Genomic DNA, 15,788 nt, shown 5'->3' with positions numbered 1-15,788 from the left:
ACTATTTCGAGGTAACGCGCTATTTGTCCGTCACGACGACCACTTCTTCGAGCGTGTTTTTCTGCGGCTTGGTTAGCACCGCCATCACCACGCCAATTACCAGGCAAATAATCCCGAGCAAGGTCAGAAGCGGCGGCCAGCTATGGCGCAGCATAAAGGTGTAAGCCAGCCCGGCCAGTGTCTCAAAGACAATCAGCGGGCCAACAATCACCGTCGGTAAACGCTGGCTGGCGATGTTCCAGCACAGCGCGCCGAGCCAGGAACAAAACAGCGCGATGGCTATCATCAGCGTCAAAAACACTTCCGGACGCGGGCCGAAGGGCAGAGTGAAATCGGTGTTGGTGCGCGACATCCACAGGCAAACGGCGATATAACCGAGCAATGAAAACGGCAGAATCGCCATCCCTTGCGCCGTTGCCCACATCAGCGGGTTTTTGTCCGGGTTTTCTCGCAACCAACAGGCGTTACGCAGCGCATACCAGGCCCAGCAGGCGACGGAAATAAACGCCAGGCCAATGCCGCTCACATAACGCCACCAACTGAAATCGAGCTGCCCGGTGCGCAATTCGGCGGTGTTAACCATCACCAGGCCGAGGGCGATAATCACCAGCGCAGGCGCCAGCCGACGCCACGGCAATTTGCCGTCACGTTTGCTGTACAGCAGATTAGCAAACACCGGAATCACCACCGGCAGCGTGCCGATAATCATGGTAGAGATCGGCGCGCCAGTGCGCTGAATGGCGCTGGCGAGGCAGACGTAATAAATGAGATTGCCGACGGTAGAAAGCTTCAGCGCGGTAAACCAATCCGTGCGTGTCAATTGGCGCAAACGCTGGCGGCCAAACCAGGCCAACGGTAGCGCAATAAAGCCCAGCGCCAGATAACGCCCGGTCGACTGCATGGCAGCCGGGTAATCAGGAACAATCAACGGCCCGACGAAAATCAGTCCCCACATCAACCCTGCGAGCAGGGCGTACAACACTCCAGTTAACATCTTTATGTTCTTCCACTTAACTCTTTGGAATGAGTGTAGGTGGCAAGTGGAAGGAAATATTGTACCAGCTTGCGGTATTGCTAACGGGCGACCTGCTTTTGATAGCGCACTGGCGTAATGCCATAACGCTGGGAAAAGGCGCGTGTCAAATGCGCCTGATCGGTTAATCCGCTGGCGGCGGCCACCTGTGCGGCGGGCATTCCACTGGTCAGCAACCGTTTGGCGTGCCACAGGCGAATCGCCATTAACATTTGGTGAGGCGTGACGTGGAAGTGCACTTTAAACATACGATGAAAGTGATAAGGACTAAGCGACACCACGGCTGCCAGCTCATCGAGCGTTACCGGGTGCATATAGTTATCATGAAGATAGTCCCGAATTTGCTCAAACCGATGTGCAGATTCCGGCGTTCCGTCAGCCTGATGTTGAGCGTAAGGCTGGAAAGTTTCGATAAGATTCAGCAACAAACCTTGCTGCGCCAGCGAATCACTTTCGCTCCACAAGCCATTAATCAGTTGCGAAATACGCCCCGACCGTTGCGGATCGTGGCTGACGACTTCGCTAAACGACCAGTTGCGTGAGCCGGTCACGCTTTCAAGCAGATCCGGCTCGAGATAAATCATACGGTACTGCCAGCCGTCTTCCGTTGCGGCTTCGCCAGTATGCAATTCGTCCGGGTTCATGAGCACTAACGAATCTTTCGCGGCAACATGCTGAACACCCCGATAGCGAAAACGCTCAGCGCCACGTGTTACCGTGCCAATGCCAAACGCTTCGTGCGTATGCGGCTCAAAGGCGTAACGGGAAATATGGGCGTGATAAAGCTCAACGCCGGGCAATTGGGGTAAATGCCGGAATTGAGCAATGTCTTTTTCATCGTTGAAGTGTTCAGGTACGCCTTGCATATTAATATCCTTCATACTTCAAGTTGCAGATGCGTTGGCTACGCTTGCTCGCCCGAATCACTTACTCAAGTAAGCTCATCGGGACTCACTCTCTTGCCGCCTTCCTGCAACTCGAATTATTTAGGATATAGGATTTCCAGCTTTAACGGAAAGTTAACATTTACAGCGCGGCGCGAAGGCTTTCAGCAAGTGCCGTAGTCGGGCGGCCAATTAACGCACTGAGCTGACGGCTGTCATCAAACAAGCCACCTTTTGATGCGCCGACATCAGAGTTTGCCAGCAGCGCGGCTAAACCTTCCGGCAAACCAGCGCCCAATAATGCGGCTTTAAAATCTGCTTCCGGCAGGTTCTGATAAACGACGGTTTTGCCGCTCTGTTTGGTCAGTTCCGTCGTCAGCTCAGCCAGCGTCCAACCGTGGTCGCCCGCCAGTTCATAAACTTTGCCCGCCTGGTTTTCCAGCGTCATCACTTTTGCGGCGGCTGCCGCATAATCGGTGCGTGTTGCAGAGGCGATTTTCCCGTCACCCGCAGAGCCAATAAATACGCCGTGTTCCAGTGCTGGCGGCACGCTGGCGAGGTAATTTTCGGTGTACCAGCCGTTGCGCAGCAGCACAAACGGAATGCCGGATTCTTGCAGCATTTTCTCGGTGGCCACGTGCTCATCTGCCAGACCCAGCGGTGAGGAATCTGCGTGCAGCAAGCTGGTGTAAGCAATCAGTTTCACGCCCGCTTCTTTAGCCGCTTCAATCACGTTGCGATGCTGAACCGCACGCTGGCCCACTTCGCTTGAAGAGATCAGCAACAGCTTTTCAACGCCTGCCAGCGCTTTCACCAGCGCGGCTTTATCTTCATAGCTGGCGGCACGAACCTGCACGCCACGGTCAGCAAGCGTTTGAATTTTCGATGGGTTACGCACAATAGCGACCAGTTGGTCTGCCGCAACGGTATTCAGTAATTCTTCAATTACGAGCTGGCCCAGTTGGCCGGAAGCACCAGTAATAGCGATCATGGTAAATCTCCTGTGGGGGTTCTGGTTAAGTTGTGCCACACTATCACTAGCACTAACTTTTAGTAAGTACGCACAAAAAGGTAAGTATCAAATGAGTGAAATTGAAACCCGCTCGCCGTCGTTAACCGAGCAGATGCGTGACGGCAATTTGTTCGCCGAACAGTGTCCGTCGCGCGATGTGCTCAAGCACGTCACTAGCCGTTGGGGCGTGTTGATTCTGGTGGCCTTGCAGGAAGGAACGCATCGCTTTAGCGATCTGCGCCGCAAAATGGGTGGCGTGAGTGAAAAAATGCTCGCGCAAACGCTGCAATGGTTGGAAGCCGATGGCTTTGTGAACCGTAAATCCTACCCGGTTGTGCCGCCGCATGTGGAATACAGCCTGACGCAATTGGGTTTTGAAGTTGCCGAGCAAGTCGCGGGGCTGGCTGACTGGATTGAATTGAATTTGCCGCGAGTGTTAGCGTCCCGCGAAGAACGCTAACACTTGCGCTTATCCACCATAAAATCATGCACTTGTAGGTCGGATAAGCGCAGCGTCATCCGACGCGTGGTTAAACCTACTTACTCAAATCCAACTGATACAACGCAAAACCGATTTCATCCGATCCCACATTCTTCATCGGATACTGGCCTTTTTCTTTGATAAAGGCCGCCGCTTTGTCACCCGGTGAGGTTTCAAAGCGAATATCTAATTTCTGATTGCTGTGGATTGGCGCCAGGCGCCAGTTGTTATCGGCAGCCGGGTGGATTTCCTTGCTTGCGGTAATCCAGTTCGCCAGCACCGAACGGTTTTCATCAGGTGAAGCGAAAGCGATATGGCTGTCGCCCGTTCCGGCAAACTTGCCACCGTATGCGCGATAGTTATTGGTCGCCACGAGGAACGTCGCATTCGGGTCAATTGGCTTGCCCTTAAACGTCAGCCCTTTGATGCGTTCGGCTTTCGGGTTCACCATCTGGCATTCGCCGTCATAACGCGCCGGTTGCGACACATCAATCTGGTAATCCACGCCGTCGATAACATCAAAGTTATAAGTGCGGAACCCGTCCCAGTTAATCAGCGACTGCGGTTTTGTGCTGTTCACATCAATCTGATTAAACTGCCCGGCGGAACATTCCAGCCACTCTTTAACCTCTTTACCCGTCGCTTTCACCACAACCAGCGTGTTCGGATAGAGATACAAATCGGCGGCATTACGGAAGGTGAGCTGGCCTTTTTCTACTTCGACAAAACTGGCCGGATCGTTTTTACGGCCGCCGACTTTAAACGGCGCGGCAGCAGATAACACCGGCAGATTCGCCAGATCCGGATCGCCCTGAATGTATTTTTCGACGTAGGCGGTTTGCGCGTTATTCACTACCTGCACGGTCGGATCGTCCTGCACCAGCGCCAGATAGCTATACATATTGTCGGAAGATTTACCGATAGGTTTGCTGACGAACTCGCGCGTGGCGTCGTGATCGTGCTTAAGCACATCCACCAGTTTCGCATCTTCTGGCACCAGCGATTTCTTCGCCACGCTGTCGTAAATCGGGCGTGCTTCCGCTTTGCTGCTCACCACTTTCCACGCGCCGCTGTCGTTGTTCAGCACTAAATCCACTACGCCGAGATGGTCGCCCCACATGCCTGGCATTACCGCAGGAATCCCGTTCAGCGTGCCTTTTTCGAGATCGACACCTTTGATATTGGCAAAATCTTTGCCTGGGAATACCGCGTGCGCGTGACCAAACATAATGGCATCCACGCCCGGAATGGTGCTGAGGTAATAAACCGAGTTTTCCGCCATCGCGTGATACGGGTCGCTGGAAAGACCGGAGTGGGCGATAACCACCACTAAATCAGCGCCTTGCTTGCGCATTTCTGGCACGTAATGACGCGCGGTTTCGGTAATATCCTGCACCGTGACTTTGCCTTCGAGATTGGTTTTATCCCACGTCATAATTTGCGGTGGCACAAACCCGATATAGCCGATACGCAACGTCTGCTCTTTGCCGTCTTTATCTTTCACGGCGGTGTCTTTAATCACATACGGCGTGAACAGCGGCTTATTGGTTTTGGCATCGATAATGTTGGCATTCACATACGGGAATTTTGCCCCTTCGAGCGCCATATGCAGGTAATCGAGGCCATAGTTAAACTCGTGGTTGCCGAGGTTTCCTACCGCATAATCCAGCGTATTCAGCGCCTTATAAACCGGGTGAATATCGCCTTTCTTCAGCCCTTTTGCCGCCATGTAATCTCCCAGCGGACTGCCCTGAATCAGGTCACCGTTATCCACCAGCACGCTGTTGACCGTCTCGCCACGCGCGGCATTGATTAAGCTCGCCGTACGCACCAGCCCGAATTTCTCCGTTGGCGTGTCTTTGTAGTAATCGAAATCCATCATGTTGCTATGAAGATCGCTGGTTTCCAGAATACGCAGGTCAACGGTTGCCGCGTTAACGCTGGTTGCGATCAGCGTGGCAAGGATCGTTGCGCTAAACTTGATCATGATTGAGGTCCTTTTTTCGAGGTAGTCCACACAAGGCTATGTATATAAACGTTGTTGCTTACAGAATTGTGAAGTGTGCCAGAAAAAGGGCGAGGTAAACCGGAATCGGTTCACAGATAGCGCAACCAGGCGTGATGAGATATAAGTAAAACAACAGGTTATTTGCGCGACACAACATGAGGTGCAGAATGTTAGACAAAATTTGCCAACTGGCCCGGGAGGCGGGAGCCGCCATCATGCAGGTTTATGAAGGTGAAAAACCGCTGGAAGCGACACAAAAGCTCGATGACTCGCCGGTAACTGCGGCAGATATCGCAGCGCACACCATTATTTTGCAAGGTTTGCAAACCCTGACCCCGGAAATACCGGTGCTTTCAGAAGAAGATCCGCAAAGCTGGGAAACACGCCAAAGCTGGGATCGCTACTGGCTGGTCGACCCGCTGGATGGCACCAAAGAATTCCTGAAACGCAACGGCGAATTTACCGTTAATATCGCGCTTATCGAAAAGGGCAAAGCGGTGCTGGGCGTGGTTTACGCGCCAGTGCTGAACGTGATGTACAGCGCGGCAGAAGGCAAAGCCTGGAAAGAAGAAAATGGTGTGCGTAACCCGATTCATGTGCGTGATGCGCGCCCGCCGCTGGTGGTGATTAGCCGCTCGCATGGCGATGACGAACTGAAAGAATATCTGCATCAACTGGGCGAACATCAGACTACATCTATCGGTTCATCACTTAAATTTTGCCTGGTGGCAGAAGGGCAGGCGCAGCTTTACCCGCGCTTTGGGCCAACCAATATCTGGGATACCGCCGCAGGCCACGCGGTTGCCGCCGCTGCTGGCGCGCACGTTCATGACTGGCAGGGTAAGCCACTCGACTACACCCCGCGTGAGTCATTCTTAAACCCGGGTTTCCGCGTTTCTATTTACTAAGCAACTATTTACTAAGCAGTTCGCGCAGCAGGCTCATGACCTGCTGCACTTCTTCCTGCGTCAGCGCGCCATCTTTGGCAAACTGCACACGTCCTTGTTTATCCAGCACCACAATCGCTGAACTGGATTCTTCTAGCTGCCAGGCGCTCTTTGCTACGCCGTTGCTATCGACAATAATTTGCGACCACGGATACTGCTTTTTATTGTTCTCAAGACTGCTGCGTACAAACATACCGGTGCCGGGAATCGCGTCATCGGTATTGACGATAGTCGTCGTCTGGTAGCGATCGTGTGGGAGTTTGGCGGCCTTAATCGCTTCGATAATTCCGGCATTTTTCTCTTTTGCGCTACTGCGACCGGCAATATGTTGCAGCACTCGCACTTTTCCCACGAGCTGCGCGCTATTCCAGTTTTTGTAGCTAAACTTATCATTGTCGAGCATCAACTCGCCTTTATCCGTAATACCAATAGGCGAGACTCGCTGATTTTTCTCAAAGTTATGTGCGGATGCCGCAAGTGGCAGTAACAGCAGGGCAAGCGCAAGGGTTTTACGTAGGGACATGAGAACTCCTAATCTTATTATTTGTGAAAAATTTGCAGGTGATCCGACCACTTCGTCGTGACGTTTTAAGCATATGTGCTGAATAGCTTTCTGTCCCGCAACAACAATGCCAGTTTGCGGGTGACCGCACATATCCTTGTTTTTTGAAGGCTTAAACTGAGTTTTGTTTACAATTGAAAAGAATATTCTGAGAAATTGTAATCATACGGTAAATAAGATTGTGCAAACTAGGTGTCGGTTTGTATATGGACTATAGTTTCCAGGCACCAAATTTTTCGCCTCGTTTTGTCGGACCAAATGTGGAACCGCAGGGGCGTTAACACTGCAGGAGAGAAGAAGAATGAAAATTTTCCAACGGTACAACCCGCTTCAGGTGGCGAAGTACGTGAAAATCCTGTTCCGTGGACGGTTGTACATCAAGGACGTTGGCGCTTTTGAATTTGATAAGGGCAAGATTCTTATCCCAAAAGTGAAAGATAGGCAGCATCTATCTGTTATGTCGGAAGTAAACCGCCAGGTAAAACATATGCAGGCGGAATTGGCATGAAGCCATAAGTAGTAACAAAAACGGCACCCGAGGGTGCCGTTAGTGTTTCTGGAACTTGAGAATTACCCCGCGCTCTGCTCTTCACCATCCGGCAACTTAGGCGTCAGCGGCGTGGGTTTGTTGTCGATACGCGTCACCAGCAACTGGTCGATGCGGTAGTTATCGATATCCACCACTTCAAACTTATACCCGGAGAACTTCACCGAATCGGTACGTTTCGGGATTTTTCGCAGCATAAACATCATAAAGCCGCCGATGGTTTCGTAATTGCCATTCTGCGGGAACTCGTCGATATCCAGCACGCGCATCACGTCGTCAATCGGCGTGCCGCCTTCAACCAGCCACGAGTTTTCATCACGGGCAACGATCTGCTCTTCCATGCCCTGGCCGACTAAATCGCCCATCAGCGTGGTCATTACATCATTGAGCGTGATGATTCCCACCACCAACGCGTACTCGTTCATGATCACGGCGAAGTCTTCGCCCGCCGTTTTAAAGCTTTCCAGTGCTTCGGACAGCGTCAAAGTATCCGGCACAATCAGCGTATTACGCAGATGCACACCGCTGTTCAGTGCCATGCTCTGGTTGCCCAGCACGCGGTTCAGCAGCTCTTTGGAATCTACGTAACCCACGATATGGTCGATATCGCCATTACACACCAGGAACTTCGAATGCGGATGCTCGGCAATCTTGTTCTTCAGGCTTTGCTCGTCTTCGTGCAAATCAAACCAGATGATGTTTTCGCGCGATGTCATCGACGACGGCACAGTCCGCGATTCCAGTTCGAACACATTTTCAATCAGCTCATGTTCCTGCTTACGCAACACACCCGCCAGCGCACCGGCTTCAAACACGGCGTAAACATCGTCAGAAGTGATGTCGTCATTACGCACCATCGGCAGCTTGAAAATGCGGAAAATCACGTTCGCCAGGCCGTTAAAGAACCACACCAGCGGACGGAAGATAAACAGACAGAAGCGCATCGGGTTGATGATTCGCAAAGCAACTGATTCAGGCGAAATCATACCGATGCGTTTCGGGGTGAGGTCTGCAAACAAAATGAACAAGCTGGTGACGAGCGTAAAGGAGATGATGAAGCTCAGCTGATCGGCCATTTCTGGGGAGAAGAAACGCTCCAGCATCATTTTAAACGCCGGGGAAAACGCCGCATCACCGACGATACCGCCGAGAATTGCGACCGCGTTCAGGCCAATCTGCACCACGGTAAAGAACATGCCGGGGCTTTCCTGCATTTTCAATACACGCTGCGCGTTAACGTTGCCATCATCTGCCAGCAGCTTGAGTTTTATCTTGCGGGAAGCCGCCAGCGAGATCTCGGAAATCGAGAAAAACGCACTGACAGAGATAAGAAGAAGTATTAATAAAATACTGTTTAACATAGTTTATCCGGCTTAGAGCCAGAGCCTCGGAAGGGTAGTTGAAAATCTAAGGGTTAAAACGTTTTGACTGCCAGTCCGTGGAGGTTGGGCCAGCAATTTCAATGGGTAGTATAGCGTAAGGGGATGTGAGGCTGCCAGAGGGTATAATTTGGCCGCAGTACTCTACAACTTACGGCCTTTCGTAGGGTGGACAAGCGCAGCGCCCCCGCCAGCATGGGTGAAAATGGCGGATGACGCTTCGCTTATCCGCCCTACAATTGCGGTTTTTATCCCTTATTTTGATGTTTTTCTTTCATCCGTTGTAGAAAAGTATTCAGTTCCCAAACTTGCGGAGCGCCGCTGCTGCATCGGCTTGAGCAAAAAGCAGATCGCTTCCTGGTGGGGATGAATCAGGCGTAGAAAAAAGAATAATCTGGCAGCCCATAAAGGGTTGCTATTAACTTAAAGCCAGGTGAAATGCCTGTTCACATCTTGCGCATGGTTAAGTATACGAATCACCGTAATACATCTCTGTGTGGGAACGAAGAAAACAACATGCTGCTCTACCGGGAGCGAAAACATACTTTCGCCCAACTCTGGCCTTGGCGTGCCGATATCATGAGTTATAAGAATATTGAAAATGTCTGAAAAGCGTTTGATATAGCTATCCGCTTTTGCCTCTCCGTAGCGCTTAAAGCTGTAGATCCAAATAGATTCAAGGTCCTCAGACGCTTTTGGTGTTAATTCAATTGTTTTCATCCCTTGATTTCGCCTTTTCTTTCATCCGTTGTAGAAAAGTATCTTGTTCCCAAACTTGCGGAGCGCCGCTGCTGATGCCTTCAGCGAGCAGATCGCGTAACTGCTGTAATCTGGATTCTGCTTGTTTCTCGCGCAGAAGCCGTAAAGCATCCCGCAAGACTTCGCTTTGTGTTCGGTAATCACCTGACTCTACGAGAGAATCAATGAACTCACGGAGTTCGTCACCGAGATCGACTGTCACTGTTCGTGCCATCAACTCACCTCAATGTAAGATTTGTTCTTACATCTACTATAAATTTTACCTGAGTAGATTTCCATCACCCACTCAGTTTTTCTTCAAAGCGCAATATCCGTCCGGCATTGCCCAGTACCAGCAACGTGCTCATATTATGCAATATCGCGGCAATCACCGCGCCGGATGCGCCGAGCCAGCCGAAAGCCGCAGCGGCGACAATCACCAGCGTCCAGCCGAGGCCAATCATCACGTTGATTTGCAGGGTGCGGCGGCAGCGGCGGCTTAAGCGCACGCAGGTGCCGAGGCGGCGTAAGTCTCCACCAATCAACACGATATCCGCCGATGCCATGGCGATATCCGAGCCGCCTGCGCCCATCGCCACGCCGACGACGCCAGCTTTTATCGCTAACGAATCGTTGATGCCATCGCCGACCACCATTGGCCGGAAGCCGTTGTCGATTTGCACGCTGACCTGGTGCAGTTTGTCGGCGGGCAGCGCGCCTGCGATAACGTTGTTGATGCCGACGTTTTTGGCGATGCGTTGTGCCACTGCGTCACGGTCGCCGGTCAGTAATAGTTGCTGATTCAGCCCGAGGTCGCGCAGTTCGGTCATTGCCTCTGCCGCTTCGTGGCGCAGGCTATCGGCGAGTAAAATCCAGCCACGGAAACGCCCTGCCAGCAGCAGGCCGACAATCGGCCCGTCGTGGGAAGGTTCATCTGGTAAATCTGCGACCTGAGTTTTTAAAAGTTCGTATCGGCCAAGAAACGCCTCGCCCTCCGCCGTCGTGGCTGAAACGCCCAACCCTTGATGCTCATGCACATTTTCAAGCTGCGGCCACGCGCTTTGCGGGGCGATATTCACCAAAGCACGGCTGACCGGGTGATTGCTGGTTGCGCCGAGGCTTGCCGCCAGTGCCGACAAAGCTTCCGGTGATTCGCCCGCTTCGGGACGCAATTCATGCAGTTGCAGTTTGCCGTGAGTGAGCGTGCCGGTTTTGTCGATAATCACCGCGTTGAGTTCGGCGAGTTCTTCGAGGAATGCCGCACCGCGAATCAAAATTCCATGGCGCGCGGCGACGGTCAGCCCGGCAATCGAGGTCGCAGGCGCGGAAAGCACCAGCGCACACGGGCAGGCGGCAACCAGCACCGCAAGCATCGCCTGGTTGTTCTGGGTTAAAAACCACGTGCTGGCGGCAATCAGTAAAACCAGCAGCAAATAGCGCGCCGCATGGCGTTCCAGCAAACGAGTAATCGGCGGGCTGGCTTGTTCCGCGCTTTGCATCAGCGCGATAACGCGCCCAAGCGTTGAGGTTTCGCCTGTGCGCGTTACTTCAATTCGCAACCGCCCGTCGAGATTAATCGCGCCGCCGTACACGTTCATGCCCGGTTTCACTTCCAGCGGAACGGACTCGCCGGTAATCGGCGCGGTGTCGAGGCTCGCCTGGCCTTCCAGCACGCGCCCGTCAGCCGGTAAACGGTCGCCCGCACGCACTTCCACGATGTCGCCCGCCACCAGTTCGTGGTTGTCGATATCATGCAAATTGCCGTCGGCATCAAAACGCCGCGCCCGGCTGCGGGTGAGTTTGCCAAGCGCTTCAATCGCCTCTTGCGAACCCATCACGCTGCGTTCTTCAAGAATATGGCCGACGGTCATAATCAGCGGCAGCAGGGCGGCGGTGAGCAAATCCCCCGTCGCCCACGAGCCAATCAGCGCCAGCGCGACAAGTTGGTCGGTAATGCCGTGCAGGCTCGGGTAGCGCAGGCTGTAAAAGGCATGGCGCAGTACCGGAATACCGACCATCAGCGAGGCGGCACCGAGCAGAATATCCGCCACGGCGACTTGTTCCGGGGCGAGGCCACGCCACAGCAGGCCGAGAATTAACGTGCCGCTTGCGAGCAATGCCAGAATCAATTGGCGGGTAATCTGGCGCTGTTCCTGGTGGCTTAATGCGCTGCCAGGATTGAGAGAATCGGTACTCATTTTGCAGAAGGTTCCTTTTGCCCGGCGGCTTGCAGAATCAGGTTTGCGTCATCTTGCGGGGAAACGGTAATCACCGATTCGGCCTGTGCCAGAATCGCCGCAATGCGTTCGCGGTAAACGCGGGCCAGCAGATCCGGGTCGTGTGGGGTGTTGGCGAGTCGAGTGACCATCGCGGTATCGGCCTGGGCTTTGGCGACTTTTTCTCGCGCCTGCGCCTGAGCAGTCTGGCGCGTTTGGTCGGCAAGCTGAGTCGATTTTTGCCGTATTAAAGAAGCGTCGGTATTAGCGGTGGCGATGGCCTGCGACGCCTTCTGGCTGGCGGTAAGCACGGCGTTAAACGCGGTGACCGTGGTTGCAGGCAGCGTCGATTGCACGGTGACGCGCTCAAGTGTTATTCCCAGTGAACTGCCCGCTTGCGCCAGGCGTTGCAGATTCTGCTCAACGTTATGCTGCACATCGGCACGCAGGCGTTCGCGCTGTTGGGCCACGTTCATATCGTTGCTGACCATTTCCGGGCGGGCCACCAGAATCGTATCGAGGTCACGCGCTGAACACACCGCAACTGCTGCCCGTTCAACGAGTCGGTCGAGCGCGGGAATCACATGTTCGCCCTGCAACACGTAATCCATCGGGCTGTTGACGCGGTAAAACACGCTGATATCCAGTTGCACCACACCCGCATCACCCGTCAGCAAATAGCCGGAACCGGCCAGCGCATCGCTGCTGTTATCGTCACGCATGTCGGCATTTAGCGCGTCCGGCGAACGCAAAAGTGCGTTAACGCGATGTTCAATCACGCGGTCAGGCGCGGGCACCATCACCACGTCATCAATCGGTTTCGGCCAGCTCAGTAATAAACCAGGTTCGGCAATGCGTTGTTGAGCACCAAAATGCAGCACCACGGCGCGGCTATCAGCGGGGATCTGGCGGACGTTGGAGAATAACCAACTTGCCGCAGCCAGCAGCGTCAGTCCGAGCAACGCGTAAAAGGCGAGGCGGATGGATTGCGTCCACGGCCCGGCGGGAGTTTGCGTCTCACTCATGGGTTTTATCCAGTTTCGGCCCTTCCACTAACAGGCGGAACGGTGCGGCATCGGTGCGCAACACCAGGCGGGTGCTGGAGTTGACCACGCCGCTGAGCGCATCAAGCTGGCGCAACAGGCTGTAAAGCTGCGGCGAACTGGCATAAGCCTTGCCATAAATTTCCGCCGCCTGCGCCTGAGACTGCGCTTCAATGTCGGCGGCCTGAACCTGCGCTGTGGCCTCCACAATGCGTGCGTCGCGTTCTGCCGCCGAGCGGATTTCGGCGGCGGCGCGTTTGCCTTCGGCGGTGCGCTCGGTCGCGATAGTTTCACGTTCGGCGCGCATCCGGTCGACGGTGGCGTTGAGCGTCACCGCAGGCAGCGTCAGGCGTTCGGTTCCCACCTGAACCAAGCGAATGCCGTAGCTTTCCAGCAGCGGTTGGCTGATTTGCGCCTGTAAATGCTGTTCAAACTGGCTGAGCTGCACCTTTTTGCTGTCGGTATTGATCAGTTGCGAGAGCGTAAAACCGCTGGTGGTGGTTTCCAGTGCCGAACCGAGATACGCACGAATCTGGCGAGCGGCTTCGTCTGGCTGGTTTTGTACGGCGCGCATAAAGCGCTGCACATGTTCCGGCGTGTTATCCACCTGCCAGACGGCAAACGACTGCACGATGATGCGCAGCCCGTCACGCGTGCCGACATCCTGCAAGCCGCTCGAGGTAGTACGCATCCGCAAATCTACGGTGGTCGCTGTCTCAAACGGCGCGGGTAAACGCCATGCGAGTCCGGGATTGAGCAGCACGCGCACCGGGTTACCAAAACGGGTAATGATCAGCGATTCGCCGGAGCGAACCTGCACCAGGCTGGCTGCCGCGACGAGGATCAGCACCAGTAAACCCGCGCCCGCAATGCGCTTCCAGCCGCCCTTTTTTGGCGCATCAGAGTGATGGCTGTGGCTACAGCCGTGGCTGCAACCATGTTGATGTGAATGGCTCAACGGGAAGACTCCTGTGTCGGTTTGGAAGGCGCGTCACGCCTCGCTGCTTCGTTCAATGAGGGAAAGTCGCGCAGGTCGATGGTCGGTGGTGAACCCGCGCCAATACGGCTGTCGATAATCAACAATGGGCTGTGGCCTAGCGTCTGGCGCAACTGGCTAAACCATAATTCGTCGACGAACACCTGGCCGGATTGCGCCACCGCCTGTTTCTGCGCGGCAAAACGCACCGCCGTGGCCTGCGCTTTGCTGGTCACATCGGTGGCATTCATTTGCGCCTGATTCTGGCGGGCTGTGGCGTTAGTTTGTGCGCTGGCGGCCAGTTCAGCCGCATGTCCGCGCTCGCGAGAAACTAGCGCCTGCGCTGAAATTTGCGCGGCCTGCACGCCGTGAAACGCATCGGCGGCACCGGCTGGCGGGTGAATGGCTTCGACCACGGTTGAGAGCAACTCAACGCCGCTGTGTAAATCGTTGAGTTTTTGCTGCACCGCCAGGTTGATTTGGCTGGCTAAGGCGTTGCGCTGTTCGCCGAGTAATTGTTCCAGCGTGAGCGAGGAAAACTGATGCACCAAAACCTGGTTGGCGGTGCTGCGAATCAACTCGGGCAGGTTGTTGCTGCGGTAAGTCGCCGCCAGCGCGGCGTTATCGGTTAAACCAATGCGCCACATAAAACGCACGTCGCTGTTTATGATTTGCAGGCTTTGCTGGTCATCGCTTTGGCTGGCGATAATCTGTGCTTTATCAAAGCTATGAACGGCGTCCCACAGGCGATCGGCACTTTGCGGCGCGGCTCCTTCGGCGCTTGCCAGCGGTTCGGATGCGGTATCCGGTTCTTCTCCGGCGGCCAGTTCATGCACCTGACCGTTTTCCGTCAGCATTACTTGCCCAAACGGCCACGGCAGCCCGTAATGCAGGCCTGCGGGCAACACCGCAACAGGTTTGCCAAAGCGCTCGTAAATGCCACGTTGGGTGGTGGAAACTTGCTGGAACCCCGTCAACAACCAGCCGCAAAGCATCATCACTGCGAGCACCGGTAGAAATGCGCGCTTCAGGACCGTAAACGCCCAAAGCTGGCGCAAATCGATGCCAAAGTGCTGATGGATTTCGTGTTGTAAAAACAGCAACGGTCGCGGCGGCCAGACGAGCTGTGCCGCCAGTTGGCTTTTTGCCAGATATTCAGGTTCCGCACTTTCCGCTTTTGGCGGCGTAAACAGCGAGAACAGGCCGCGCAGCAGAAATTCAATCGCCACCAGCAGCACTAAAATCGCGGGCAGATTAATGATGAATGCAATGTTAAGCGTCGGGAAAATTAACCCCGGTAAAGAGAGGAATTGCACTGCCAGCGCCAGGCGTAATATTGGCGCAATGAATTTTGCCTCCGGCCAGGCTTCGCTCGCGGTTGCAGCCAAATGACGTTCAGCAACCAGAGTGGCAAACATCGCCGTCGCAATAATTCCGACCGCCACCCAACGCACAGTGCTTTCATCAAGGGCGACGTAATTGTTATTCCAGCCCGAAAGCGCGACAAACAATACGAAGGCGGCCATCGCCGCCAGCCCAATTCCATCGCTGGTGAGCAACGCTCCAAAACGTTTGAAGCTTATGGGAATGAGTGCGCCAAGCCGCTGATAAATCATTGGCAAAGGTTCGGTTTCTGCGGCGTCTTCAGGTTTGAGCACTGGCGCGAAGATATTCCCACGCCACTGGCAAATTCGCTGGGCGTTATACCATGCGACAGCTAACAAAATCAGCACGGCGGCGTTGCTACTTAACAGCGCAGGCCAGCGGGAAGATGACTCGAAAATATGCGCGAGCAGCGCCATAACCAGCATCAAAAAAATCGCTGCACCTAACCCGAAAACCACTCTTGCGGCGAGCAGGGCCTGCGAGGACGCTAAAGAATATCGAGCCTGAGAGCTAAACGGCGAAGATTGCGTGGGTTCAGTCATTGGAAAGGCGGTGTCGCTGAGGTTGAATTGTTAT

Annotated in this window: 16 protein-coding genes; 4 read left to right on the top strand and 12 right to left on the bottom strand. The window is 54.2% G+C overall.

Translation table 11 applies throughout. From position 1 onward, the window contains the following. Nucleotides 1-19 precede the first annotated feature (19 nt). From D6029_RS19825 to D6029_RS19810, 3 genes are all read right to left on the bottom strand, one after another. On the bottom strand, nt 20-994 hold the full coding sequence (locus tag D6029_RS19825) for a DMT family transporter (RefSeq protein WP_120066415.1): 975 nt from the start codon (nt 992-994) through the stop codon (nt 20-22). 80 nt (nt 995-1,074) lie between these two features. Further along, nucleotides 1,075-1,899 (bottom strand): AraC family transcriptional regulator, encoded by an 825-nt coding sequence (locus D6029_RS19820; RefSeq protein ID WP_120066414.1) that lies wholly within the window; start codon nt 1,897-1,899, stop codon nt 1,075-1,077. Nucleotides 1,900-2,059: 160 nt separating this feature from the next. Further along, nucleotides 2,060-2,908 (bottom strand): SDR family oxidoreductase, encoded by an 849-nt coding sequence (locus tag D6029_RS19810; RefSeq protein ID WP_120066412.1) that lies wholly within the window; start codon nt 2,906-2,908, stop codon nt 2,060-2,062. Nucleotides 2,909-2,999: 91 nt separating this feature from the next. On the opposite strand from D6029_RS19810, the gene D6029_RS19805 reads away from it, so the two are divergent. Further along, complete coding sequence (locus tag D6029_RS19805) at nt 3,000-3,389, top strand: winged helix-turn-helix transcriptional regulator (protein WP_120066411.1); 390 nt, start codon at nt 3,000-3,002, stop codon at nt 3,387-3,389. Nucleotides 3,390-3,465: 76 nt separating this feature from the next. On the opposite strand, the gene D6029_RS19800 is transcribed toward D6029_RS19805, so the two are convergent. Further along, nucleotides 3,466-5,397 (bottom strand): bifunctional 2',3'-cyclic-nucleotide 2'-phosphodiesterase/3'-nucleotidase, encoded by a 1,932-nt coding sequence (locus D6029_RS19800; RefSeq protein WP_120066410.1) that lies wholly within the window; start codon nt 5,395-5,397, stop codon nt 3,466-3,468. 188 nt (nt 5,398-5,585) lie between these two features. On the opposite strand from D6029_RS19800, the gene cysQ reads away from it, so the two are divergent. Continuing rightward, a complete protein-coding gene (cysQ, locus tag D6029_RS19795) occupies nt 5,586-6,326 on the top strand; it encodes a 3'(2'),5'-bisphosphate nucleotidase CysQ (protein ID WP_120066409.1) in 741 nt (246 codons plus the stop codon). A gap of 4 nt (nt 6,327-6,330) precedes the next feature. Here cysQ and D6029_RS19790 read toward each other — a convergent pair whose 3' ends face one another. Then, nucleotides 6,331-6,888: a YtfJ family protein gene (locus tag D6029_RS19790; protein ID WP_120066408.1), complete on the bottom strand. Its 558-nt coding sequence runs from the start codon at nt 6,886-6,888 to the stop codon at nt 6,331-6,333. 340 nt (nt 6,889-7,228) lie between these two features. Here D6029_RS19790 and D6029_RS19785 point away from each other — a divergent pair, with 340 nt between their 5' ends. Then, nucleotides 7,229-7,435 (top strand): DUF1107 domain-containing protein, encoded by a 207-nt coding sequence (locus D6029_RS19785; protein WP_120066407.1) that lies wholly within the window; start codon nt 7,229-7,231, stop codon nt 7,433-7,435. A 62-nt stretch (nt 7,436-7,497) separates the two neighbouring features. On the opposite strand, the gene paeA is transcribed toward D6029_RS19785, so the two are convergent. Further along, nucleotides 7,498-8,835, bottom strand: coding sequence for a polyamine export protein PaeA (gene paeA, locus D6029_RS19780; RefSeq protein ID WP_120066406.1), 1,338 nt, complete (start codon nt 8,833-8,835; stop codon nt 7,498-7,500). 223 nt (nt 8,836-9,058) lie between these two features. Here paeA and D6029_RS22555 point away from each other — a divergent pair, with 223 nt between their 5' ends. Then, nucleotides 9,059-9,223 carry a hypothetical protein gene (locus D6029_RS22555; RefSeq protein ID WP_167456035.1) on the top strand — a complete coding sequence of 55 codons (165 nt, stop codon included), beginning with the start codon at nt 9,059-9,061 and terminating at the stop codon, nt 9,221-9,223. Nucleotides 9,224-9,276: 53 nt separating this feature from the next. Here the strand turns inward: D6029_RS22555 and D6029_RS19775 are convergent, their stop codons facing one another. The 6 genes from D6029_RS19775 to hflK all read right to left on the bottom strand — a co-directional run bounded on the left by D6029_RS19775 (nt 9,277) and on the right by hflK (nt 15,754). Then, a complete protein-coding gene (locus D6029_RS19775) occupies nt 9,277-9,573 on the bottom strand; it encodes a type II toxin-antitoxin system RelE/ParE family toxin (protein ID WP_120066405.1) in 297 nt (98 codons plus the stop codon). After that, the gene (locus tag D6029_RS19770; RefSeq protein WP_120066404.1) at nt 9,560-9,826 is read right to left on the bottom strand and encodes a type II toxin-antitoxin system ParD family antitoxin; all 267 of its coding nucleotides are present in this window, start codon (nt 9,824-9,826) and stop codon (nt 9,560-9,562) included. The genes D6029_RS19775 and D6029_RS19770 overlap by 14 nt, the downstream gene beginning before the upstream one ends. 64 nt (nt 9,827-9,890) lie before the next feature. Further along, the gene (locus D6029_RS19765; RefSeq protein WP_120066403.1) at nt 9,891-11,789 is read right to left on the bottom strand and encodes a heavy metal translocating P-type ATPase; all 1,899 of its coding nucleotides are present in this window, start codon (nt 11,787-11,789) and stop codon (nt 9,891-9,893) included. Beyond that, nucleotides 11,786-12,832 (bottom strand): SPFH domain-containing protein, encoded by a 1,047-nt coding sequence (locus D6029_RS19760; protein ID WP_120066402.1) that lies wholly within the window; start codon nt 12,830-12,832, stop codon nt 11,786-11,788. The genes D6029_RS19765 and D6029_RS19760 overlap by 4 nt, the downstream gene beginning before the upstream one ends. Further along, nucleotides 12,825-13,808 (bottom strand): protease modulator HflC, encoded by a 984-nt coding sequence (hflC, locus tag D6029_RS19755; protein ID WP_120066401.1) that lies wholly within the window; start codon nt 13,806-13,808, stop codon nt 12,825-12,827. Before hflC ends, D6029_RS19760 begins: the two co-directional genes overlap by 8 nt. Then, on the bottom strand, nt 13,805-15,754 hold the full coding sequence (hflK, locus tag D6029_RS19750; protein WP_120066400.1) for a protease modulator HflK: 1,950 nt from the start codon (nt 15,752-15,754) through the stop codon (nt 13,805-13,807). The genes hflC and hflK overlap by 4 nt, the downstream gene beginning before the upstream one ends. Nucleotides 15,755-15,788 lie beyond the last annotated feature (34 nt).

It is taken from the genome of Buttiauxella izardii, assembly GCF_003601925.1.
GTDB lineage: Bacteria > Pseudomonadota > Gammaproteobacteria > Enterobacterales > Enterobacteriaceae > Buttiauxella > Buttiauxella izardii.
This window is presented reverse-complemented; position numbering and strand designations above follow the sequence as displayed.

What these genes read in the sequence shown, in the direction of transcription:
- D6029_RS19790 (WP_120066408.1), bottom strand. Translation starts at nt 6,888, where the DNA reads ATGTCCCTACGTAAAACCCTTGCGCTTGCCCTGCTGTTACTGCCACTT.
- D6029_RS19785 (WP_120066407.1), top strand. Translation starts at nt 7,229, where the DNA reads ATGAAAATTTTCCAACGGTACAACCCGCTTCAGGTGGCGAAGTACGTG.
- D6029_RS19760 (WP_120066402.1), bottom strand. Translation starts at nt 12,832, where the DNA reads ATGAGTGAGACGCAAACTCCCGCCGGGCCGTGGACGCAATCCATCCGC.
- D6029_RS19805 (WP_120066411.1), top strand. Translation starts at nt 3,000, where the DNA reads ATGAGTGAAATTGAAACCCGCTCGCCGTCGTTAACCGAGCAGATGCGT.
- D6029_RS19825 (WP_120066415.1), bottom strand. Translation starts at nt 994, where the DNA reads ATGTTAACTGGAGTGTTGTACGCCCTGCTCGCAGGGTTGATGTGGGGA.
- D6029_RS19810 (WP_120066412.1), bottom strand. Translation starts at nt 2,908, where the DNA reads ATGATCGCTATTACTGGTGCTTCCGGCCAACTGGGCCAGCTCGTAATT.
- D6029_RS19800 (WP_120066410.1), bottom strand. Translation starts at nt 5,397, where the DNA reads ATGATCAAGTTTAGCGCAACGATCCTTGCCACGCTGATCGCAACCAGC.
- D6029_RS19770 (WP_120066404.1), bottom strand. Translation starts at nt 9,826, where the DNA reads ATGGCACGAACAGTGACAGTCGATCTCGGTGACGAACTCCGTGAGTTC.
- D6029_RS19765 (WP_120066403.1), bottom strand. Translation starts at nt 11,789, where the DNA reads ATGAGTACCGATTCTCTCAATCCTGGCAGCGCATTAAGCCACCAGGAA.
- hflK (WP_120066400.1), bottom strand. Translation starts at nt 15,754, where the DNA reads ATGACTGAACCCACGCAATCTTCGCCGTTTAGCTCTCAGGCTCGATAT.
- D6029_RS19820 (WP_120066414.1), bottom strand. Translation starts at nt 1,899, where the DNA reads ATGCAAGGCGTACCTGAACACTTCAACGATGAAAAAGACATTGCTCAA.
- paeA (WP_120066406.1), bottom strand. Translation starts at nt 8,835, where the DNA reads ATGTTAAACAGTATTTTATTAATACTTCTTCTTATCTCTGTCAGTGCG.
- D6029_RS19775 (WP_120066405.1), bottom strand. Translation starts at nt 9,573, where the DNA reads ATGAAAACAATTGAATTAACACCAAAAGCGTCTGAGGACCTTGAATCT.
- D6029_RS22555 (WP_167456035.1), top strand. Translation starts at nt 9,059, where the DNA reads ATGGCGGATGACGCTTCGCTTATCCGCCCTACAATTGCGGTTTTTATC.
- cysQ (WP_120066409.1), top strand. Translation starts at nt 5,586, where the DNA reads ATGTTAGACAAAATTTGCCAACTGGCCCGGGAGGCGGGAGCCGCCATC.